Annotated in this window: 18 protein-coding genes; 13 read left to right on the top strand and 5 right to left on the bottom strand. The window is 71.8% G+C overall.

Features of this window, described 5'->3' with window-relative positions; all coding sequences use genetic code 11:
* Positions 1–12: 12 nt before the first annotated feature.
* On the top strand, positions 13–885 hold the full coding sequence (gene rsmI, locus HLI28_RS08725) for a 16S rRNA (cytidine(1402)-2'-O)-methyltransferase (RefSeq protein WP_171247123.1): 873 nt from the start codon (positions 13–15) through the stop codon (positions 883–885).
* Between the two features lie 94 nt (positions 886–979).
* Here rsmI and HLI28_RS08730 read toward each other — a convergent pair whose 3' ends face one another.
* Both HLI28_RS08730 and HLI28_RS08735 read right to left on the bottom strand, forming a co-directional pair.
* The gene (locus HLI28_RS08730) at positions 980–1,489 is read right to left on the bottom strand and encodes an LURP-one-related/scramblase family protein (RefSeq protein ID WP_171247124.1); all 510 of its coding nucleotides are present in this window, start codon (positions 1,487–1,489) and stop codon (positions 980–982) included.
* Positions 1,490–1,666: 177 nt separating this feature from the next.
* Positions 1,667–2,239 carry an isochorismatase family protein gene (locus tag HLI28_RS08735; RefSeq protein WP_171247125.1) on the bottom strand — a complete coding sequence of 191 codons (573 nt, stop codon included), beginning with the start codon at positions 2,237–2,239 and terminating at the stop codon, positions 1,667–1,669.
* 76 nt (positions 2,240–2,315) lie between these two features.
* Between HLI28_RS08735 and metG the strand changes: the two genes are divergently transcribed.
* The 7 genes from metG to HLI28_RS08770 all read left to right on the top strand — a co-directional run bounded on the left by metG (position 2,316) and on the right by HLI28_RS08770 (position 11,453).
* Positions 2,316–4,112, top strand: coding sequence for a methionine--tRNA ligase (gene metG / locus HLI28_RS08740; protein WP_171247126.1), 1,797 nt, complete (start codon positions 2,316–2,318; stop codon positions 4,110–4,112).
* Positions 4,112–5,044, top strand: coding sequence for a TatD family hydrolase (locus HLI28_RS08745; RefSeq protein ID WP_171247127.1), 933 nt, complete (start codon positions 4,112–4,114; stop codon positions 5,042–5,044). Before metG ends, HLI28_RS08745 begins: the two co-directional genes overlap by 1 nt.
* A gap of 145 nt (positions 5,045–5,189) precedes the next feature.
* Complete coding sequence (locus HLI28_RS08750; RefSeq protein ID WP_343035740.1) at positions 5,190–6,314, top strand: resuscitation-promoting factor; 1,125 nt, start codon at positions 5,190–5,192, stop codon at positions 6,312–6,314.
* 222 nt (positions 6,315–6,536) lie between these two features.
* Positions 6,537–7,835: a resuscitation-promoting factor gene (locus HLI28_RS08755; protein WP_343035742.1), complete on the top strand. Its 1,299-nt coding sequence runs from the start codon at positions 6,537–6,539 to the stop codon at positions 7,833–7,835.
* 423 nt (positions 7,836–8,258) lie between these two features.
* The gene (locus HLI28_RS08760) at positions 8,259–9,611 is read left to right on the top strand and encodes a resuscitation-promoting factor (RefSeq protein WP_171247130.1); all 1,353 of its coding nucleotides are present in this window, start codon (positions 8,259–8,261) and stop codon (positions 9,609–9,611) included.
* 43 nt (positions 9,612–9,654) lie between these two features.
* The gene (rsmA, locus tag HLI28_RS08765) at positions 9,655–10,527 is read left to right on the top strand and encodes a 16S rRNA (adenine(1518)-N(6)/adenine(1519)-N(6))-dimethyltransferase RsmA (RefSeq protein ID WP_171247131.1); all 873 of its coding nucleotides are present in this window, start codon (positions 9,655–9,657) and stop codon (positions 10,525–10,527) included.
* The gene (locus HLI28_RS08770; protein WP_171247132.1) at positions 10,524–11,453 is read left to right on the top strand and encodes a 4-(cytidine 5'-diphospho)-2-C-methyl-D-erythritol kinase; all 930 of its coding nucleotides are present in this window, start codon (positions 10,524–10,526) and stop codon (positions 11,451–11,453) included. The genes rsmA and HLI28_RS08770 overlap by 4 nt, the downstream gene beginning before the upstream one ends.
* A gap of 91 nt (positions 11,454–11,544) precedes the next feature.
* Here HLI28_RS08770 and HLI28_RS08775 read toward each other — a convergent pair whose 3' ends face one another.
* Complete coding sequence (locus HLI28_RS08775; RefSeq protein WP_171247133.1) at positions 11,545–12,612, bottom strand: LacI family DNA-binding transcriptional regulator; 1,068 nt, start codon at positions 12,610–12,612, stop codon at positions 11,545–11,547.
* Between the two features lie 127 nt (positions 12,613–12,739).
* Between HLI28_RS08775 and HLI28_RS08780 the strand changes: the two genes are divergently transcribed.
* The 4 genes from HLI28_RS08780 to HLI28_RS08795 all read left to right on the top strand — a co-directional run bounded on the left by HLI28_RS08780 (position 12,740) and on the right by HLI28_RS08795 (position 17,786).
* Positions 12,740–14,032 (top strand): extracellular solute-binding protein, encoded by a 1,293-nt coding sequence (locus tag HLI28_RS08780; protein ID WP_171247134.1) that lies wholly within the window; start codon positions 12,740–12,742, stop codon positions 14,030–14,032.
* 84 nt (positions 14,033–14,116) lie between these two features.
* Positions 14,117–15,046: a carbohydrate ABC transporter permease gene (locus HLI28_RS08785; protein ID WP_171247135.1), complete on the top strand. Its 930-nt coding sequence runs from the start codon at positions 14,117–14,119 to the stop codon at positions 15,044–15,046.
* Positions 15,043–15,858: a carbohydrate ABC transporter permease gene (locus tag HLI28_RS08790; RefSeq protein ID WP_171247136.1), complete on the top strand. Its 816-nt coding sequence runs from the start codon at positions 15,043–15,045 to the stop codon at positions 15,856–15,858. The genes HLI28_RS08785 and HLI28_RS08790 overlap by 4 nt, the downstream gene beginning before the upstream one ends.
* 26 nt (positions 15,859–15,884) lie before the next feature.
* Positions 15,885–17,786 carry a glycoside hydrolase family 127 protein gene (locus HLI28_RS08795; protein ID WP_171247137.1) on the top strand — a complete coding sequence of 634 codons (1,902 nt, stop codon included), beginning with the start codon at positions 15,885–15,887 and terminating at the stop codon, positions 17,784–17,786.
* A gap of 130 nt (positions 17,787–17,916) precedes the next feature.
* Here HLI28_RS08795 and HLI28_RS08800 read toward each other — a convergent pair whose 3' ends face one another.
* On the bottom strand, positions 17,917–18,885 hold the full coding sequence (locus HLI28_RS08800) for an acetylxylan esterase (protein WP_171247138.1): 969 nt from the start codon (positions 18,883–18,885) through the stop codon (positions 17,917–17,919).
* Positions 18,886–18,983: 98 nt separating this feature from the next.
* Here HLI28_RS08800 and HLI28_RS08805 point away from each other — a divergent pair, with 98 nt between their 5' ends.
* The gene (locus HLI28_RS08805; RefSeq protein WP_171247139.1) at positions 18,984–20,840 is read left to right on the top strand and encodes an ATP-binding cassette domain-containing protein; all 1,857 of its coding nucleotides are present in this window, start codon (positions 18,984–18,986) and stop codon (positions 20,838–20,840) included.
* On the opposite strand, the gene HLI28_RS08810 is transcribed toward HLI28_RS08805, so the two are convergent.
* Positions 20,841–22,274: an ATP-binding protein gene (locus HLI28_RS08810; RefSeq protein WP_171247140.1), complete on the bottom strand. Its 1,434-nt coding sequence runs from the start codon at positions 22,272–22,274 to the stop codon at positions 20,841–20,843. It abuts the gene before it with no gap.
* Positions 22,275–22,361 lie beyond the last annotated feature (87 nt).

Genomic DNA, 22,361 nt, shown 5'->3' on the forward strand with positions numbered 1-22,361 from the left:
ACAGTTGTCCCCATGAGTCGTGTCCCCGAGGCCGGGTCCGTCGTGCTGGCCGCCACCCCGATCGGCAACGTGGAGGACGCCTCACCGCGACTGCTGCGCCTGCTCGCCGACGCCGACGTCGTCGCCGCCGAGGACACGCGCCGCCTGCACGCCCTGGCCGGTCGGCTCGGCATCGAGGTCGGCGGGCGCGTCGTGTCGTACCACGAGCACAACGAGCGCGACCGTGCCGACGACCTGCTCGACGTCGTCGCCGATGGCGGCACCGTCCTGGTCGTCACGGACGCCGGGATGCCCGCGGTGTCCGACCCCGGGTTCCGGCTGGTCGCCCGGGCCGTCGAGCGGGGACTGACCGTCACGTCGGCGCCCGGTGCCTCCGCCGTGCTCACCGCGCTGGCGCTGTCCGGGCTGCCCACGGACCGCTTCACGTTCGACGGCTTCGTCCCGCGCAAGACCGGTGACCGGTCGCGCTGGCTCGGCGACCTGGCCGGCGAGCGACGCACGATGGTGTTCTTCGAGTCGCCGCACCGCATCGTCGACACCCTCGCCGCCATGGCGGACGCCTTCGGCGCCGAGCGTCCGGGGGCCGTCTGCCGCGAGCTGACGAAGGTCTACGAGGAGGTGCTGCGCGGGCCGCTCGGGGAGCTGGCGGCGCTCGCGGCGGAGCGGGCCGCGGCCGGACAGGGGCTGCGCGGCGAGATCTGCGTCGTCGTCGGCGGGGCGCCGGCGCCGGAGGCTCCCGGCCTCGACGTGCTCGTACCGCGCGTCCAGGAGCGGGTCGACGCCGGGGAGCGGCTCAAGAGCGTCGTGTCCGAGGTCGCGGCGGCCGCCGGGGTCTCCAAGCGCGACCTCTACGAGGCGGCGCTGGCGGCTCGGCCCGCCCGCTGACTCCTTCGGCGGGTCAGGGCATCCCTGCGCCACTCAGGGCGACCCGGCGCGAATCAGGGCATCCGGGCGCGACTCAGGACCGGGGTGCCGCGGGTCAGTCCCGTTCGACCCAGCGGTCGATCGCCCACACGACGGCCAGCGCCAGCCCGACGTCCACACCGTCCGCGACGTCGAGGGTGTAGGCGTCGCGGATGGTCACCCACTTCTGGGTGATCTGCACGACGTGCCGACCGCCGACGGTGACCGAGTAGTTCTTCTCGATGAACGACCCCTCGAGGCTCCAGGGCTCGCTCCCGGGCACCTCCATGGACATGCGGTCCTTGATGGGGGAGAACATCTTGGCGTGCAGCGAGGCGATCTCGGTGCCGTCGGCCCCGGAGATCGTCATGTGCTTGGGGATGCCGAACATCTTGCCGGTGACGGTGTACACCACCTGGCCGTCGCCGTCCTGGATGTCGGCCCGCGGCCGCATGCCGACCTTGCCGTCGACGAACCAGGACTGCTCGCCGGTGTCCGGGTCGAGGACGGCGAAGTCGCGGCCCATGCCGAACTTGCTCTTGAGGAGGTAGCGGGCCCAACCGGCAGGGGGCGGGGGCAGCGGCATCGGGACCTCCGGAGTCGACGTCTTCGCAACGTAGCGCGACGGGAGTGCCGGGGCACGCCGGAGGGCGGGCGCGCGCCCGGGGTCCTGACGCGCGGCGAGTCGTCCTGACCGGCGCTGGATCGTCCTGACCCGCGCTGGATCGTCCTGACCCGCGGGTCGTGACCCCACGTCCCGGGGTCAGCGGGTCGAGGGCGTCAGCTCCACCCCGGCGGCCGCCAGCTCCCGGTGCGCCTGCTCACCCTGCTCCGCCGAGACCGGCGCCGTGAGGTCCGTCAGCACGGTGGTGTCGAACCCCGACCGGACGGCGTCCAGCGCGGTGAACTTCACGCAGTGCGACTCGGCCAGGCCGACGACGTGCACGGACGCGACCTCCGCGTCGCGCAGCACCTGCTCCAGGGAGCGCCCGGCGGCGTCGGTCCCGTCGAACCCGGAGTAGCCGTGCTCGTACTGGCCCTTGGTGATCGTCACGTCGGCGTCGAGGTCGGCGAGAGCCGGGTGCAGCAGGGCGTTGTCCGACTCCGCGACACCGTGCACCGGCCAGGAGTTCACGAAGTCCGGGTCGTCGCTGAAGTGCTCCCCGGGATCGATGTGCCAGTCCTGGGTCGTCACGACCAGGTCGTAGCGGTCACGGTGGGCGGCGACGTAGGAGGCCACGTCCTGCGCGACGCGGTGGCCCCCGTCGACCGGGAGCTCGCCGCCCTCGCAGAACGTCAGCTGGACGTCGACGACGAGGAGTGCTCGCGTGCTCATGTCTCCACTGTCTCACCAACCGGGGGCGGTGAGACAGGTCGGCTGCCCGGCGACCCGGGCAAGTAGGATTCGGGCCATGACCCACATCCTCTCGGCCGTGGCATGGCCCTATGCCAACGGTCCGCGGCACATCGGCCACGTCGCCGGCTTCGGCGTTCCCTCCGACGTCTTCAGCCGGCACATGCGGATGGCGGGTCACGACGTGCTGATGGTGTCCGGCACGGACGAGCACGGCACCCCGATCCTGGTCCAGGCCGAGCAGGAGGGCGTGACCCCGCAGGAGCTCGCCGACCGGTACAACCGCGTGATCGTCGAGGACCTGACCTCGCTCGGCCTCAGCTACGACCTGTTCACCCGCACCACGACGCGCAACCACTACGCCGTCGTGCAGGAGATGTTCCGCACCGTCCACCAGAACGGCTACATGGTCGAGAAGTCGACGATGGGTGCCATCTCGCCGTCGACCGGCCGCACGCTGCCCGACCGCTTCATCGAGGGCACCTGCCCGATCTGCGGCTACGACGGGGCGCGCGGCGACCAGTGCGACAACTGCGGCAACCAGCTCGACCCGATCGACCTGAAGAACCCGCGCAGCCGCATCAACGGCGAGACGCCGAAGTTCGTCGAGTCGAACCACTTCTTCCTCGACCTGCCGGCCTTCGTCGACGCGCTCGCCTCCTGGCTCGAGACGCGCACCGGGTGGCGGCAGAACGTGCTGAACTTCAGCCGCAACCTGCTCGACGACGTCCGCCCGCGCGCCATGACGCGCGACATCGACTGGGGCATCCCCGTGCCGCTCGACGGGTGGCAGGACAACCCGAACAAGCGCCTGTACGTCTGGTTCGACGCCGTCATCGGCTACCTGTCCAGCTCCATCGAGTGGGCCCGCCGCCGGGGCACGCCCGAGGCCTGGCGGGACTGGTGGACCAACCCGGACGCCCGGTCGTACTACTTCATGGGCAAGGACAACATCACCTTCCACTCGCAGATCTGGCCGGCCGAGCTGCTCGGGTACGACGGCGGCGGCTCGCACGGGGGGGCGCCCGGCCCGTACGGGTCCCTCCAGCTGCCCACCGAGGTCGTCTCCAGCGAGTTCCTCAACGTCGAGGGCCAGAAGTTCTCCTCCTCGCGCGGCGTGGTCATCTACGTGCGCGACATGCTGGCGCGCTACCAGCCCGACGCGTTCCGCTACTACGTGGCCGCCGCCGGCCCGGAGAACCAGGACGTCGACTTCACCTGGGACGGGTTCCTGCGCCGCACCAACGACGAGCTGGTCGCCGGCTGGGGGAACCTGGTCAACCGCACCGCGTCGATGGTGCACAAGAACTTCGGGGAGATCCCGGCCGCCGGCGAGCAGGCCGACGTCGACCGGGAGGTCCTCGCCACCACCGGTCAGGCGTTCGGCAAGATCGGTTCCCTCATCGAGTCCAACCGGCAGCGTGCGGCGATCGCGGAGGCGATGCGGGTCGTGGGCGAGGTCAACCGGTACGTCTCGGAGACCCAGCCGTGGAAGCTCAAGACGGACCCGGACCGGCTGTCCACGGTGCTGCACACCACCACCCAGGCGGTCAGCGACTGCAACACGCTGCTCTCACCGTTCCTGCCGCACTCGGCCCAGTCGGTGCACGAGGTGCTGGGCGGGACCGGCGAGTTCGCGCCGCAGCCGTCGCTCGAGGAGGTCACCGACCTCGACGACGACACGCGCCACTACCCGGTCATCACCGGCAACCACGACGGCGCCTACCGGTTCCCCGCCTGGGAGTCCGTGCCGGTGCGGCCCGGCACCCCGATCGGCAAGCCCACCCCGGTGTTCACCAAGCTCGACGACTCCATCGTCGAGGAGGAGCTGGAACGCCTGCGCGAGAAGGCCTGATGGGACGCAAGCGCGAACGGGGCTTCCCGCCGGACCCGGAGGTCCTGCCCGTCGCCGTGGTCGACAACCACACCCACCTCGACGCCATCGAGGACGTGCTCGACGAGCGCGCCCTCGACGGCGGCCCGGTCCCCACCGTCGCCGACCATCTCGAGCGTGCCGCGGCGGTCGGTGTCGACCGGCTGGTGCAGGTCGGCTGCGAGCTGCCGTCGATCGCGTGGACCGACGCCCTGCTGCGCGACCCGGAGCACGGGTCGCGGCTGCTGGGGGCCGTGGCGATCCACCCCAACGAGGCCGTGCTGCACGCCGGGGTCCGCGAGGTCGGTCCGGACGGGCTGGAGCCGTCGCCCCGGCCGCACCACGCGACGTCGCTCGACGACGCCGTGGCCCGGGTGGCCGAGGTCGCGCGGGCCAACCCGCGCGTGCGGGCGGTCGGCGAGACCGGGATGGACCTGTTCCGCACGGGCCCGCAGGGCGAGGTCGCCCAGCGGGAGTCCTTCCGCGCGCACGTCGCGCTGGCCAAGGAGCTGGGGCTCGCGCTGCAGATCCACGACCGGGACGCCCACGAGCAGGTGATCGAGGTCCTGCTCGCCGACGGCGCCCCGGACCGCACGGTCTTCCACTGCTACTCCGGCGACGAGCAGATGGCGGCGCTGGCCGCCGCGCACGGGTGGTACCTCTCGTTCGCCGGGCCGGTGACCTACCCGAGGAACGACCACCTGCGCGAGGCCCTGCGCACCGTGCCGCTCGAGCTCGTCCTGGTCGAGACCGACGCGCCCTACCTGCCGCCGCACCCGTACCGCGGCCGCCCCAACGCGCCCTACGTCGCCGGGCACACGGTGCGGGCGATGGCGGAGGTCCTCGACCGGCCGCTGGAGGAGCTCTGCCGCGCCCTGTCCGAGAACTCCGAGCGGGTGTACGGATCCTGGTGACCGCTTCCGTGCCCGGCGGGCGGTCCACTACTGTGCGGTGACAGTGGCGACGAACAGGACGAATCGACGGGCAGAGCCCCGTCGTCGGCGTACCCGGGCACCCTTCGTGGGGCGGCGTGGCGCGCTGCCCGCCGCCGCAGGGCTCGTGACGCGTGGCGTGGTGGTGGCCGCGGTCGCGGTCGGGACGGCCGGCGTCGTGGACGCCCACGCGGAGATCACCCTGGACGTCGACGGTCAGGTCCGCACGGTCGACGGCTACGGTGACACGGTCGCCGACGTCCTGGCGTTCCACGGGATCACGCCCGGACCGGACGACCTGGTCCAGCCCGCGCTGTCGGCCTCGGCGCCGGACGACGGCGAGGTCGTGGTGCGCACCAGCCGGGACGTCACGATGGAGATCGACGGCGAGACGGTGACGTTCCCGACGACGGCGCACACCGTGGGGGAGCTCCTCGCCGCCCTCGGTCCGCGCGGTGAGGGGGCGGTCACGACGGCGTCGCGCAGCGACCTGCTGGGGCGCTCGCCGGTCCGGGTCTCGACGCTCAAGACCGTCCACGTCTCCGTGGACGGCGCCGTGCTCCCGCTGCGCACCACGCAGGCCACCGTGCGCGAGGTGCTCGACGAGGTGGGGATCACGCTCGCCGCCCAGGACGGCACGTCGGTGCCCCTCGGGGCCGCGGCCGTCGACGGCATGGTGGTGGTGGTGCACCGGGGCCAGTCGGCCTCGGACGTCGTCACCGAGGTGGTCCCGTTCGAGACGGAGACCGTCGAGTCCGACGAGCTGCCGCGGGGGCGCGAGATCGTGCAGACCCGCGGCGTGCCGGGGGAGCGTGTGACGACCTACGAGGTGCGCACGATCGACGGCACCGAGGTGGAGCGCACCGTCGTGGAGCGCACCGTCACGGTGGAGCCCGTGACGGAGGTCGTGCTGGTGGGCACCCTCGACATCGCCGACATGCAGGTCGACCCCTCCTCGGCGAAGGCCGTCGCGCGGTCGCTCGTGGCCGAGCGCGGTTGGGGCGACGACCAGTTCATCTGCCTGGACCAGCTCTGGGAGAAGGAGTCCGGCTGGCGCTGGAACGCCGAGAACCCGTCCAGCGGGGCGTACGGCATCCCGCAGGCGCTGCCCGGTTCGAAGATGCAGTCGGCGGGGTCGGACTGGCAGACGAACCCCACCACGCAGATCATCTGGGGCCTGGACTACATCACCGGCCGCTACGGCACCCCGTGCGAGGCCTGGGACCACTCGATGACCGTCGGCTGGTACTGAACCGTGTGACATCGGTCACGCCAGGGGGCGGAATTTTTCGGTCATAGGCGTCCGCAACCGACCATTCTTACCATGAGCACGGTTGGTCGAAGATCACGATGCGGTTACGGTCGTCGCGATCGCCGGACCGACCCGGACCCGACCGCTCGCGCCGGGGTACCCGTCGTCGAACCCGGACCGCACGACGTCTGGACCGCCATGCAGGCCTCTCCTTTCGACTCCGTGACTCCGTCGACCGAGCCGGTTGCCGTTCACTCCTCGTCCGCCGGCAGCGGTGGTGAGCCGCCCGCCGACGCGGCGGCGACCCGTCGCCGACGCCGCCGGTGGCCGCTCGTGGCCGTCGTGGCGGCGCTCAGCCTGGCCGTGGCCGGCGGGGTCTCCGCGGCCGTGGTCGAGCAGCTGCGCAAGGACGTCACCATCGACGTCGACGGCCGCCTCACCACCGTCACGACGTACGCCGACACCGTCGACGACGTGCTGGCGGAAGAGGGCGTCCGCGTCGGCGACAACGACGAGGTGACCCCCGCCGTCGACGACGAGCTGCGTGACGGCGCCGTCGTCGAGGTCCGGTACGGCCGCGAGCTGACGGTCGAGGCCGACGGCGAGCGGGAGGACGTCTGGGTCGCCGCCCTCGACGCCGACGAGGCGCTGGAGGAGCTCGCCGACCGTGCCGAGCAGATCCGGCTGCTGCCGTCGCGCTCCGCGGAGCGCGCCGTGCTGCCGATCCGCCTCGACGCGGACCAGCCCGTGACGCTCGTCGTCGGCGGCAAGTCGTCGGTGGTCGACGACGGTGCGGTCACCCTGGCCGAGCTGCTCGCCGCCGAGGGCGTCGAGATCGACGCCGACGACCGCGTGCACGTCGAGCAGGTCGACCCGCCGCGCGCCGGCGAACCGTCCGTGCGGGTCGTCGTGCAGATCGTCGACACCGAGAAGGTCGTGCGGACCAAGAAGATCGACTTCGACACCGTCACGAAGACCGACCCCGACCGCTACGCCGACCAGGGCTCGACGGTGGCCACGCAGGGCCGGCCGGGCGAGCGCACCATCACCTGGCGGGTCACCCGGGTCGACGGCGAGGTGACGAAGCGCGAGAAGGTGTCGAGCAAGGTCACGACGAAGCCGGTGGACCGCGTCGTCGTCAAGGGCACCAAGGAGCGTCCCGCTCCCGAACCTGCCCCGCAGCCGACCGAGTCCAGCAGCTCGTCGTCCTCGTCCTCGTCGTCGTCCTCCGGTTCCACGTCGTCCTCCTCGTCCGGTTCCACGTCCGGCGGGTCCGCGCCCTCCGGCTCCGTGTGGGCCGCACTCGCGGAGTGCGAGTCCGGCGGTGACCCGACGACGAACACCGGCAACGGGTACTACGGGATGTACCAGTTCTCGCTGTCCACCTGGCAGGCGGTGGGCGGTACCGGGCTGCCGTCCGACGCGTCGGCCGCCGAGCAGACGAAGCGGGCGCAGATCCTGCAGTCGCGGGCCGGGTGGGGCCAGTGGCCGCACTGCGCCGCGAAGCTCGGGCTGCTCTGACCGGTTGAGCCGCGGCCGGCAGGCCCGGACCACGTCGCGTCCACGCGCCCCAGGGGGCGCTCCACTTCGGGGATGACGACGCGGTCCGGGCCTGCCGGCCGCTTCGCCGCGTCCTCCGTCCCCGCAGCCGGGCCGGTTCGACCCTCGTGCCCGTCTCCGGGCGGTCCCGTCTCCGCGGTCACCCGGGAGGTGACGGGGCCTCGGATCTGACGGTGGGGGAACGGGGGTGTGCGGGGCGTGTGAAAGGCGTGTGCCCGCTGCCCCGATGTGACCTACGTCCTCTTGCCACGGATCACGGAATGGTTACGGTGGCCGCCGCGTCGTTCCGACCGGGCGAGTCCACGCCGTCAGGACCGACCGTCCAGAGCTGTCGACATGCACGGCCCGCAGGGGGCCGGCCCCACGCACTCACCTTGGAGCTGTATGACCTCCGTGCCCGAGAACATCGAGCCGCAGCCGACCACGGCTGAGACCCGAGCCGTGACCCGGACGCACCGCGTCCGTCGTCGGCGCACCCTCATCGCCTCGTTCACCGTCGGCGCCCTCGCCCTCGGTGTCGGTTCCGCCGTGGGCGTCTCGCAGGCCCACAAGACCGTGACGCTGGACGTCGACGGGGAGACCCGTTCGGTCGGCACCTTCGCCGGCGACGTCGACGGACTGCTCGACGAGCAGGGTGTCGACCTCGGCGAGCGCGACGTCGTGGCGCCGTCCACCGCCGCGGCGCTGCGCGACGGCAGCGACATCGTCGTGCGCACCGGCAAGCAGGTGGACGTCGAGGTCGACGGCAAGGAGTCGTCCACCTGGATCAACGCCGCCGACGCCAACGAGGCCCTGAACCTGCTGAGCCAGCGTGGCAGCGAGGTCCGCCTCGTCGCCTCGCGCTCCGCTGACCGTGCGGCGCTGCCGCTGGACGTCCACGCCGGCGAGGACGTCGCCGTCGTGGCCGACGACGAGATCGAGGTCGTGGACGGTTCCGACGAGCTGGACGCCGTGCTCGGCGCCGCCGACGTCGAGATCGACTCCGACGACATCGTCACCGTCACCGACGCCGCGACCGCCGGCGTCAAGGCCAAGAAGCTGCCCGAGGGCGTCGAGATGCCCGACGTGGCCGCCGTCGTCGAGCGCCTCGAGGTCGAGCGGGTCGAGAAGACCAAGAAGATCGAGCGGGACGTCAAGGTCGTCCAGGACGACGGCCGGTACGAGGACCTCGACCGCAAGGTCAAGAAGAAGGGCCGCGACGGGGTGCGCACCATCGTCCGCGAGGTCACCACGATCGACGGCGAGAAGGTCTCGAGCGAGAAGATCAGCTCCGAGGTCACCAAGAAGCCGAAGACCCGCGTGCTGGTCCAGGGCACCAAGGAGCGTCCGGAGCCGGAGCCCGAGCCCGCGCCGGAGCCCGCGACGTCGTCGAGCTCCAGCTCGTCGAGCTCGGGTTCGTCGAGCTCGGGGTCGTCGAGCTCGGGGTCGTCCTACTCCGGGTCGAACCGGTCGATCGGTCAGCAGATGGCCGCCGAGCGCGGCTGGACCGGCTCGCAGTGGACCTGCCTGGAGTCGCTGTGGACCAAGGAGTCCAACTGGTCGCACACCGCGTCCAACCCGTCCTCGGGTGCCTACGGCATCCCGCAGGCGCTGCCCGGCGGCAAGATGTCCTCGCACGGCGGCGACTGGCAGACCAACCCGGCCACCCAGATCGCCTGGGGCCTGGACTACATCGCCGGCCGCTACGGCACGCCGTGCGGTGCCTGGAGCCACTCGCAGGCGAACAACTGGTACTGAGCCGACTGGTACCGACACCCCTGGTCGGGCGATACTGCCGCCCATGACCAACACCCCTGGCGCCCTGCTCGGCCCCGCGGAGATCCGCGAGCTGGCAGGGCGCCTCGGCGTCCGGCCGACCAAGACGCTGGGGCAGAACTTCGTCCACGACGGCGGCACGGTGCGCAAGATCGTCCGTGCCGCCGACGTGCGACCCGGCGACCGCGTCGTCGAGGTCGGTCCGGGGCTCGGATCCCTGACCCTGGGGCTCCTCGAGGCCGGCGCCTCGGTCGTGGCCGTCGAGATCGACCCGGTGCTCGCCGGCCAGATCACCGACACGGTGCGGCACCACGCCCCCGACGCGGACTTCGAGGTCGTGACCGCCGACGCGCTCGACGTCACCACGCTGCCGGGCGAGCCGCCGACCGCCCTCGTGGCGAACCTGCCGTACAACGTCGCCGTGCCGGTGCTGCTGACGTTCCTCGAGCGTTTCGACTCGCTCCGTTCGGTGCTGGTGATGGTGCAGGCCGAGGTCGCCGACCGTCTGGCCGCGCCGCCCGGGTCCCGGACGTACGGCGTGCCGTCGGCGAAGGCGGCCTGGTACGGCGCCGCCCGTCGGTCGCTCAACATCTCCCGGCACGTGTTCTGGCCGGAGCCCAACGTCGACTCCGCGCTGGTGGCGATCGAACGCCGAGACCCGCCGGAGACCACCGCCACGCGACGGCAGGTGTTCACCGTCGTGGACGCGGCGTTCGCCCAGCGGCGCAAGACCCTGCGCGCCGCGCTGTCGGGGCTGTTCGGCTCCGGCGCCGCGGCCGAGGAGGCGCTGCGTGCCGCGGGCGTCGACCCGCGGCTGCGCGGCGAGCGACTCTCGATCACGGATTTCGCGCGGATCGCCGAGCACCTTCCCGTCACGGCTGGCACGGTGGACGAGTGACACTTGCTGCCGCCCCGTCGCCGTCCGTCCGCGTCCGCGCGCCGGGCAAGGTCAACCTCTCGCTGCGTGTCGGTCCGGTCGAGGAGGACGGCTACCACCCGCTGGTGACCGTGTTCCAGGCCGTGGCCCTGGCCGAGGAGGTGACGGCCACCGAGGTCGCCGACGGTGCGGGGATCTCCGTGACCGTCGAGGGACCGCAGGCCGACCGGGTCCCGCTGGACGCCACCAATCTCGCCTGGCGGGCGGCCGAGCTGCTCGCCGAGCACGTCGGCATCTCCCCGGACGTCGCGCTGCACCTGGCCAAGGGTGTCCCCGTCGCCGGCGGGATGGCGGGCGGGTCCGCCGACGCCGCGGCCACGCTGGTCGCCTGCGACGCGCTGTGGGGCACCGGGCTGTCCCGTGGTGAGCTCTCCACGCTGGCCGCGGTCCTCGGGTCCGACGTGCCGTTCGCCCTGCTGGGCCACACCGCCGTGGGGACCGGTCGCGGCCACCTGCTGACGCCGGCGATGTCCCGCGGGGAGTTCCACTGGGCGTTCGCGACCCGCGACGAGGGTCTGTCGACACCGGCGGTGTACCGACGGTTCGACGAGCTGTGCGGCCCGACGGCTCCGCCGGTGGACCTCGTCGACGACAACCCCCTCATGCAGGCGCTGCGCGCGGGCGACCCGTCGGCCCTCGGCGCGGCGCTGCACAACGACCTGGAGCCCGCCGCGCTCGACCTGCGGCCCGAGCTGGAGCGCACGCTCGAGATCGCCCGGAACGGCGGGGCGCTCGGAGCGATGGTGTCGGGGTCCGGACCGACGGTCGCCGCGCTGGCGCGGTCGCGCCAGCACGCACTGGCGATCGCGGCGACGTGGACCGCCGAGGACGCCGCGGACTCCGTGTGGTGCACGACGGCGCCCGCCGCGGGGGCCCGCGTCCTCTGACGGGATGCAGGGCCATCGCCCGTCGGTCGGCCAGGACTGGCTACTGTGAGTCGGGCCGGTCCTGCCGCGTCGACTCCCGGGCTGAGCCGGCTCAGGCTCCTTCGACGGACGATCCGCGCACGACCAGACGGCACGGTTGGGTCAGCGTCCCGACCTCCTGGGTGCCGTCGAACGCGGCGAAGAGCCGCTGGGCGGCCTGTCGGCCGAGCGACTCGAAGCGCATGTCCACGCTCGTCAGCTGCGGGACCGACCCGGTGGCGAGGATCTCCCAGTTGTCGAAGCTGACGACGGCAACATCCTGAGGGACGCGGCGGCCGAGCTCTCGCAGCGCGTCGAGGACGCCGCGAGCGATCTGGTCGCTCCCGGCGATGACGGCGTCGATGTCGGGGTCGGCCTCGAGCACGGCCCGCAAGGCCGTACGCCCCCACGCCTCGGACCATGCCCCGTAGACGGGCTGGTGGCCCCCGGCGAGCCCGAGCCCGTGCTCGGCAAGGGCGGACGTCACTCCCTCGACGCGGTCACGGGCCGCCGCGTAGGTCGGGTCGCCGGCGATGTGGGCCAGTCGCCGTCTCCCGGTCGAGAGCAGGTGCTCCACGGCCAGCCGGCCCGCCCCGACGTTGTCGGGAACGAGCGAGAGGTCGTCGGGCGAGTCGGACGGCGCGTAGACGTAGACCAGCGGCACCGGGAGGTCGCGGCCGAGCGACGGCCGAGGGTCGGTCCGGCTGCCGACGACGATGATGCCGTCCACCCGGCGGCTCAGCAGCGCTTCGAGGTGGTAGCGCTCCCGAATGGTGTCTTCCCGTGCGTCGCACAGGAAGACGGACATCTTCCCGGCACCGGCGGCATCCTCGGCCCCCATGAGGATGGGGATTGAGAACCGGCCCTCGAGGTCGCTCGTGATGAGACCGACGGTCCCGGTGCGCCCGCTGGGCAGGAGCTGCGCGGCCGCGTTGGGCCGGAAGGCCAGCCGGTCGGCAGCCTCCTCCACCCGCCGGCGCGTCTCCGGGCGGACATCTGCCCGACCGTTGAGCGCCTTCGACGCCGTCGAGAGTGACACTCCCGCCACCTGTGCCACGTCACGCAGCGTTACCGTTTTCGAGCGGTCGTTCTTGGCGGTGCTCACCGTGCTCCTCCCCAGGCCTGTTTCTTCCCCAAACATACTGGATCTGAGCGCTATTGACGGGCGGCGTCTCGCGATCTACGGTACAGAAAGCGGTTTCGGACAGTTTCGAGATCGCCGTGGAACCGTCCCAAGCCCGCGAGGACGCGGGCACGAAGGAGATGTCGTGAGGAACTCTGCTCAGAACCGCAGGACCCGTCACGCCGCAGTCGTCGGCGGGGCGGTGGCCACCGCCCTCCTGCTCGCCGCGTGCAGTGGGGGTGATCCAGAGCCGGGGACAGCGGACGGTGGCAGCACCGCCGACGCCGCGGGAGGTGACGGCACCGTCACGGTGTGGCACTACTTCAGCGCCGAGAACCAGGTCCAGCTCATGGACGACTACGCCGCCAAGTTCGAGGAGGCCCACGACGGCGTCACGGTGGAGAACGTCTACGTCCCCTACGACCAGATGAACTCCAAGGTCATCTCAGCCGCCGGGCAGCAGACCGGGCCGGACGTCGTCGTCTTCAACGGCGCCGAGTGGAGCACGCTCGCCCTCGCCGGGGCGCTGGCCCCGATGGAGGAGCCGTGGGAGGGTTTCGCCGACGCGGACCAGTTCCCGGACTCGGTGATCCACGGCATGGACGACCATGTCTACGCCGTTCAGGGCTACGTCAACCTGTTGGGCCTGTGGTACAACGCCGACATCCTCGCCGAGATCGGTGTCGAGCCCCCGACGAGCATCGACGAGCTCGAGGCCGCCATGGCCGCCGCCGTGGACGCCGGCTACCAGGGCATCACGCTCTCCGGCCTGCCGCAGTCCCAGGGTGAATGGCAGGCCTACCCGTGGCTCACCAGCCAGGGCTTCGACTACTCCGACCTCGACGAGCAGGCGCTCACCGATGGTTTTGCCATGGCGCGCGGCTGGGTGGAGGACGGCTACCTCTCCCAGGAGGCCACCACCTGGGACCAGACCGTGCCGTTCCAGGAGTTCACCTCCGGCGACGTCGCCTTCGCCGCAAACGGGAACTGGCAGATGGGCACCGCCGAGGCCGAGGCCGACTTCGAGTACGGCGTCGTCCCGCTCCCGGTGGGCGAGAGCGGCAAGGTCTACCTCGGCGGTGAGGGCCAGAGCATCGGCGCCTTCAGCGACGACCCAGACCTCGCGTGGCAGTACCTGACGGAGACCTACTACGACCCCGAGGGTCAGCTTCTTGCCGTCGACAACGTCGGCTCCATTCCCTCCCGGCTGGACACCTCCCAGGAGGCGGAGGTCACGGACAACTCCCTGCTCGAACCGTTCGCCACGACGCTGGCACAGAACGGTGCGAACTACCCCGACCCGATCATTCCCCCGGAGAACGTGGCCAAGCTGCAGACGGCGATGGGACAGGCCTGGAGCGCGGCCTTGGGCGGCCAGCGCAGCCCAGAGGACGCCGCTGCGGACGTCATCGCCCAGATTCAGGCCCTCATCGGCTGACATCGGACCGGCCGCGGGCACCTCGAACGGTGCCCGCGGTCCCTCCGGGCGCCGCCGGGCGCCCCCGACGCGACGGAGCCCGACATGTCCACACCCGCACCGGCGGCTGCCCGAGCGGCGGCCGCGGCGCCGCCCCAGCGACGCCCCCGACACCAGAGCCGCTACCTCTTCCTGCTACCGGCCCTCGTCTTCCTCGCCCTCTTCTCCTTGTTCCCCCTCGTCCAGCTCCTTCGGATGAGCCTCAGCGACGTCACGGCATCGACCCTGAACAGTTCTTGGCTCTTCGTCGGTCTGGAGAACTTTCAGGAGGGCCTGGCGTCGGGTCAGACCGGCGACGCCCTGGTCCGCACGGCCGTCTTCGTGCTCGTCGTGACGGTGATCGGTATGGTCGGCGGATTCGCCGGGGCCGTTGCTCTGCGCACCCGGGGCCGGTGGTCCAACGTCCTGCTGGCCGTCATGGTGTTCGCCTGGGCTCTGCCCCCGGTCGTCAACGGCTCGGTGTGGAAGTTTCTTCTCGCTGACGCGGGCCTGCTCAACGTCGTCGCCCGCGCCGTCGGCTTGACGGACACGGCGCTCCCGTTCCTGTACGACCAGCACTGGGCCCTCGGGGCCGTGGCGTTCGTCAACTCCTGGGCGGTGATCCCCTTCAACGCACTCGTCTTCCGCGCCGCCCTGCTCAACATCGAACCCGAGGTGTTCGAGGCTGCCGCGCTCGACGGTGCCGGCCGTTGGCAGGAGGTGCGCCACATCATGGTGCCCTCGGTCCGCCCGACGATGCTCGTGCTGCTCGTCCTGACGATCGTCTACGGCTTCCGCAGCTTCGACTTCATCTACGTCATGACGTACGGCGGCCCCGGTACGGCGACGAACACCCTGCCGTTCCTGGGCTACCTCCAGGCCTTCAGCCAGTTCAACTTCGGGCTCGGCGCCTCGACATCGGTCGTGGCCGTGCTCGTGGTGCTCGTCCTGGCTGTGCTCTACGCACGCAGCATCCGCAAGGAGGAGAAGGAATGAGCCACTCCGCCGGGCCGGTCAACACCATCGTGAAGATCCTGCTCACCCTCATGTACGGCGTCCCCCTGCTGTGGATCCTGCTGACCTCGTTCAAGAGCTCCTCCGACGTCTTCGCTGCCGACGCCACCTTCGTCTTCCGGCCGGTCGTCACGAGCTACGTCGAGGCGCTCGACGGCGCGCTCGTCTCGGCACTGCAGCAGTCCGTGGTCATCGCGGTGGGCACGACCGCCCTCACCCTCGCGATCGCTATCCCGGCCGGCTACGGCCTGGCACGAACCCGCGGCTGGGCCGTCTCGGTGGGGCTCGGGTTGCTCATCGTGCTCCAGATGCTGCCGCAGACCGCCAACGTCATCCCGCTGTTCCAGATCTTCGGCAGCTGGGGCCTGCTCGACAGCACGCTGGGCGTCGTCATCGCCGACTCGGCGCTGCTCGTGCCCTTCGCCACGATCCTTCTGCGCCCCTTCTTCCGCGCGGTGCCGCCCCAGCTGGAGGAGGCCGCCGCGATCGACGGTGCCTCGGTGCTTCGGAGCTTCTTCTTCGTTGTGCTGCCGGTCGCCCGCAACGGCGTGGCGACCACCGGCACCCTGGTGTTCCTGCTCGCGTGGGGCGAGTTTCTCTACGCGGTCAACTTCTTCCTCTCCCCGGGGACGTACCCGCTCAGTGCGCTGCTCGCCCAGCAGGTCTCCGCCTTCGGCATCAACTGGCCCGGGCTCATGGCTCTGGCGGTGCTCAGTTCCATACCCGTCCTTCTCGTCTACGCCCTGACCTACCGGCTCCTGCGCGACGGCCTCACCGTCGGCGCCGTGAAGTGAGCACCCGAACGAAAGCGAGTCCGACCATGTCCCATCGTTCCTCCCCACAGCTCCGCGGCCGTCCCGTCGCTCCGTCCACCGGAGCCCTGACCCCGTTGGGTCTGCACGACGTGACGATCACGGGCGGCTTCTGGACGCGGATGCAGGACCTCAACGCGACCGCGATCATCGACCACGCCGAGTATTGGATGGAGCGGGTCGGTTGGATCGGCAACTTCGACGCTGCCGTCGAGGGGCGTCTCCCCGCAGACCGCCAGGGCCGGGAGTTCTCGGACTCCGACGTCTACAAGCTCATGGAGGCCATGGCCTGGGAAATCGGGCGGACCGGAGACCCCGGACTCGAGCGGCGGTTCACCGCACTCGTCGACCGTATCCGGCCCGTGCAGGAGCCGGACGGCTACCTCAACACCATGTTCGGCCGGCGCGGTCAGCAGCCGCGTTACTCCGACTTCGAGTGGGGCCACGAGCTGTACTGCTTCGGGCACCTCATCCAGGCCGGCGTGGCGCGCGCCCGCACCCACGGCCACGACTCGTTCGTCGACATCGCGGTGCGGGCCGCGGACCACGTCTGCGACGTCTTCGGTCCGGACGGCCTCGAGAAGGTCGGCGGTCATCCGGAGATCGAGACGGCCCTCGTCGAGCTCGGCCGGCACACCGGCGAGCGCCGCTACCTCGAACAGGCCCGGCTCTTCCTCGAGCGCCGCGGTCACGGTCTCCTCGGGGAGATCGACTTCGGCCCCGAGTACTTCCAGGACGACGTCCCGGTGCGGGCGGCGGAGGTGCTCCGCGGCCACGCGGTGCGTGCCCTCTACCTCGCGTCCGGGGCGCTCGACGTCGCCGCAGAGACCGGCGACACCGATCTCCTGGACGCCGTCACGTCACAGGTCGCCCGCACGGTCGCGACAAGGACGTACCTGACCGGCGGTATGGGAGCCCATCACGAGGGCGAATCGTTCGGGCAGGACTACGAGCTGCCCCCGGACCGGGCCTACTCCGAGACGTGCGCGGGGGTCGGCGCGATCCATACCGCGCACCGTCTCCTGCTCGCCGACGGCGGCGCTGAGCACGCCGACCTCGTCGAGCGCGTGCTGTACAACGTGATCAGCGCCTCGCCAGCGCAGGACGGACGGGCGTTCCACTACACCAACACCCTGCACCAGCGGGAGCCGGGCACCGAGCCGGCTCAGGACGAGCCGAGCCCCCGGGCCGCCTCGAGCCTGCGGGCACCCTGGTTCGCCGTCTCGTGCTGCCCGACGAACGTTGCCCGCACCCTGTCCTCGCTCGGTGCCTATGTCGCCACGACCAGCGCTGACGGCCTTCAGGTGCACCAGTATGCGAGCGCGCACATCCGGGCGGACATTGCTGGAGGCGTCGAGGTCGACGTCGAGACCCGCTACCCCGAGGACGGCCTCGTCCGGGTCCGGATCGCCGCTACGCCACCGGAGCCGTGGACCCTCTCCCTGCGCGTGCCGGGCTGGTGCCCGAGTGCCGTACTGCGCGTGGGCGAGGAGGAGCGCGAGATGGGACCGGGCTACGCGGACGTGCGCCGGGAGTGGGCGGTCGGTGATGTTGTCGAACTCGTCATCCCTCTCGCCGCCCGGTGGACGTGGCCGCACCCGCAGGTCGACGCCCTCCGAGGCCAGGTCGCTGTCGAGCGCGGCCCGGTCGTGTACTGCCTGGAGTCGGTGGACCTCGGAGTGGACGTCGCTCTCGCTGAGGTCGTTGCCTCTGACGCCCCCGCCGACGACGGCACGATCGTCCGGGTGCCCGTGCGTCTGCGTGAGCGGATCGAGGCCACGTGGCCGTACCGTCCCGAGCCGGACGCTGCCGCCGCCGGTGAGGTCCGTGACGTCACCCTCGTGCCGTACCACGCCTGGGCCAACAGGGGGCCGTCCACGATGCGTGTATGGATGCCCGTCGCGGACTAGCTCCACGTCCGCGGCACGTTGTTGACACAGCGAGAGACCTCCGGCGTCGATCGGGAGCTGTCGAGGAACCCGGCTCGTACCGACGGAGGTCTCTCGTGTCCCACGCCAGCACCCGTCTGACGATCAGCGCTCAGACATGCTTGCGCAGGAACGCGAGCGTCGGCGCGAACCGGTAGTGCTGACCGCCCTCGTGCCCGTTGTAGGGGTAGACGTCGATCTCCCGGTCCGTGCCACCCCAGGCGTTGTAGGCGGCGTAGACCGTGGACGGCGGGCAGACCTGGTCCATGAGCGCGACGGAGAACAGCCCGGCGGCCCGTGCGCGGCGGGCGAACGCGACGCCGTCGAGGTAGGAGAGCGTGCGCCACACGGCGTCGGCGTGCTCGCGGTGCACCGACAGGTACCGCGTGATCTCCGCGTACGGGTCGGCGTCCGTGATCTCCACGGCGCGGCGGAAGTGGCTCAGGAACGGCACGTTCGGTGCCGCGGCGGCGACGTCGGGCAGCAGACCCGCGACGGCGATCGCGATGCCGCCACCCTGGGAGGTCCCGGCGACGGCGACCCGTGCCGGGTCGATCCCGTCGATCTGCCGCACCGCGTCCACGGCACGCACCCCGTCGGTGTACACGCGGCGGTAGTAGTGCTCCGCGGGGTCGAGGATGCCGCGCGTCAGGAACCCGGGGGAGGCGGGGCCGTGGCCCACCGGGTCCGGGGTGTCCCCGCCGGACCCCCAGCCGGACCCCTGACCCCGGGTGTCGACCACGAGGTGGGCGAACCCGGCGGCGGCGTACCCGAGGTGCTCGTGGGGCAGGCCCCGGCCCCCGCCGTACCCGATGAACTCCACGACGGCCGGCAGCGGCCCGTCGACCCGTGCCGGCCGGACCAGCCACGCCCTGATCGGGTGCCCGCCGAACCCGGGGAACGTCACGTCGTCGACCGTGATCTCGGTCAGCCCGGCGTCGACCCGCTCCACCCGCACGTCGCCGCCGTGACCGCGGGCCTCGGCGACGGTGCCGGTCCAGAACGTGTCGAAGTCCTCCGGCTCGTGGATCGTGGGGCGGTACTCCTCGAGCTCGGCCGGGGACAGGTCGAACTGGGCCATCGGGCTCTCCTCACGCGGTGTCGTCGACGGTCCGAGGCTAGCGGTCCCAGCACCGTCGTCCGGACCGGGGGTGCAGCCGTGGCGACTACCCTGTTGCGGTGGCACATCTCCTCGGCGCGGACAGCATCTCGCTGACCATCGGCACCCGCACCCTGCTCGACGACGTCTCCCTCGGGCTCGACGACGGCGACCGGATCGGTGTCGTCGGCCCCAACGGCGCCGGCAAGTCCACCCTGCTGCGGATGCTCGCCGGGACCGCCGTGCCCGACGCCGGCCGCATCACCCGCGTGGGCGGCTCCCGGCTCGGGATGCTCGACCAGCGCGACGACGTCCCCGAGGGCGCCACGGTGCTCGACCTCGTGCACGGCGACGACGAGACCCACGAGTGGGCCTCGGACCCGCGGGTCCGTGCCGTGCACGCCGGGCTGCTGGCGGACCTCGACCTCGACAAGCCGGCCACGACCCTCTCGGGCGGCCAGCGCCGCCGCGTGGCGCTCGCCCACCTGCTCGTCGAGGACCCGGACGTGCTGCTGCTCGACGAGCCCACCAACCACCTGGACGTCGAGGGCGTGGCCTGGCTCGCCGAGCACCTGAGGAACCGCTACGGCCGCCCCGGTGCGACCGGTGCGCTGGTGGTCGTCACCCACGACCGCTGGTTCCTGGACGCCGTCTGCTCGCGGATGTGGGAGGTCCGTGGCGACGGCTCCGGCGCCGTCGACGGCTACGAGGGCGGGTACGCCGCCTACATCCTGGCCCGGGCCGAGCGGTCCCGGCAGGCCGCCGCGGCCGCCGAGAAGCGCAACAACCTGCTGCGCAAGGAGCTCGCCTGGCTCAAGCGGGGCGCCCCGGCGCGCACCTCGAAGCCGAAGTTCCGCGTCGAGGCCGCCCAGACGCTCATCGCCGACGAGCCGCCGCCGCGCGACCGGCTCGAGCTGACGCAGATGGCGACCAAGCGGCTCGGCAAGGACGTCCTGGACCTGGAGGACGTCACGGTGCGCGTCCCCCTGCCCGACGGCGGGGAGCGTACCCTGCTCGACGACGTCACGTGGCGCCTCGGGCCCGGCGACCGGTACGGCGTCGTCGGCGTCAACGGTGCGGGCAAGACGACCCTGCTCGCGCTGCTGGCCGGCCGCCGCACCCCGGAGGAGGGGCGCGTGCGACGGGGCAAGACCGTCGAGGTCGCCGAGCTCACCCAGGACGTCACCGAGCTGGACGACGTCGCGCACCTGACCGCCGTGCAGGTCGTGGACCGGGAGAAGCGGACCGTCGTCGTGGACGGCAAGGAGCTCACCGCGGGCCAGCTCACCGAGCGGCTCGGCTTCACCCGCGAGCGGGCGCACACCATCGTGCGCGGCCTGTCCGGCGGGGAGCGGCGCCGGCTGCAGCTGCTGCGCCTGCTCGTCTCCGAGCCGAACGTCCTGCTGCTGGACGAGCCCACCAACGACCTCGACACCGACACCCTGGCCGCGGTCGAGGACCTGCTCGACGGCTGGCCCGGCACGCTGATCGTGGTCTCCCACGACCGCTACCTGCTGGAGCGGGTGTGCGACCGGCAGTGGGCGCTGCTCGGCGACGGGGCGCTGCGGGACCTGCCGGGCGGCGTCGAGCAGTACCTGGAGCTGCGGCGTGCGGCGACGTCGGGCCGGGCGCCGGCCACGGGCGCCTCGTCCGCCGCCACGGCGCCCGAGGCCTCGGGCCCGGACGCGTCGTCGGACGACCGGAAGGCCCCGGCGGCCTCGGCGGCCGAGCAGCGTCAGGCGAAGAAGACGGTGCAGCGCCTGGAGAAGCAGCTCGCCCGGCTCGCCGACGAGGAGACGCGCCTGCACGAGCAGATGGCGGCCGACCCGACCGACTTCGAGGCGACGGCGCGGCTCGACGCGCGGCTGCGCGCGCTGCAGGCCGAGAAGGACGAGCTCGAGATGGAGTGGCTGGAGGCCGCTGAGCTCGTCGAGTGATCACCGCCAGGCGGCCACCAGGTCCCCGGGGCCCCAGGCGGCCGCCAGCGGCAGCCCGTCGACGAACCCGGACCGGGACACCCCGACCAGGGGTACGTCCTCGCTCGCCCCGGGAACGGCGACGGCAGCGCGAGCCAGCGCGTCGTACTCGCGCCGGTCGAAGGGCCGCGTGTCGTGCCACTTCACCGAGCCGACGAGCTCGACGGACCGGGCGACCGGCTCGTGGTCGGTGCCGACCAGGTCGACCTCGGGGTTGTTCCGGCGGTTCCACCATCCGCCGACCGCGTTGACGATGGGCCAGGACTTATCGGGGAGCAACCGGCGCAGGGACTCGCGGACCAACGGCTCGACGGCTCTCCCGCGCCAGGACGCCCAGGACCGCTCGATCTGGGCCAGGGCACGTTCGCCGTGACCCCGCTCGACGAGCGGGATCGCCCGGGGCGCGAAGGCGAGCCAGAAGCGCAGGTAGGCGTCTGCCACGCGATAGCGCTTGTTCTTCGTGTCCGCTCGCGTGGACAACGGGCTGTCCACGGCGAGCGCACCCCTGTCCTGCAGCGTGGTGAGGAGCGGTCCGAGGGTCCCGGACTTCAGCGGGCCGTCGTTGCCGGCCGCCGCCGCGATGGTGCTGAAGGTGCGCTCTCCCGATCCGACGGCGTCGAGCACGGACCGAGCCGAGGTCGCCTGGGGGAACTCGCCCAGCATCGAGAGCTCGCCGGAGACGAGCAGCGGCGAGAGGGGGTTGGTCAGCGACTCCGCGAGGAACGTCCGCAGCGTCGATCCCGGTCGCCAGGACTGGACGATCTCCGGAAACCCACCGGTGACGAGGTAGGCGTCCACGGCGGCGGCAGCGTCGAGTCCCGTGGCGTCCTGGACGTCGGCGACGTGCAGAGGTTCGATCCGGATCGGCCGAGCGCGGCCGAAGAACGGTCGACCGTGCTCCTGCAGGGCGGTCATGATCGACAGATCGCTGCCGACGAGGACGAGCAGCACGGGCTTGTGGGCCAGGTGGCGGTCCCACACCGTCTGCAGAGCGCCCTCCAGTTCGAGGTCCTGCTCGGTCAGCCACGGCAGCTCGTCGATGACCACGACGGCGGGTCCGTCGTCGGGCAGGGCGACGGCGAGGGCCCGGAGGGCCTGGTTCCAGTCCGACGCGGTGAGACCGGCGACGAGGTCGGCGCCGGGCAGGTCGCTGTGGGCCACGATGTCGAGGAAGTCCCGGCGCTCGGCAGCCGGGTTGCGGCGTCGCGTGGCCTGAAAGACGACGGACGGCAGGTCGGAGCGGTCGCACAGCTCCTGGACGAGTCGGGACTTGCCGACCCGACGGCGGCCGCTGAGCATCAACGCCCGTCCCCGCGTCGTCCCGGTGCCGGTGCGGACGTCGTCGAGCTGCTGCTGGAGCAGTCGAAGGTCTGAGGATCGGCCGTGGAACTCCATCGTCGTCTCCAACAATGTTAGATGTCATCTAAGTTAGAACACATCTGACATTGGGGCAATGATGTCGGGGTGTGCGCACACGTCGGT

The organism is Isoptericola sediminis, assembly GCF_013085345.1.
GTDB classification, from domain to species: Bacteria; Actinomycetota; Actinomycetes; order Actinomycetales; family Cellulomonadaceae; genus Isoptericola; species Isoptericola sediminis.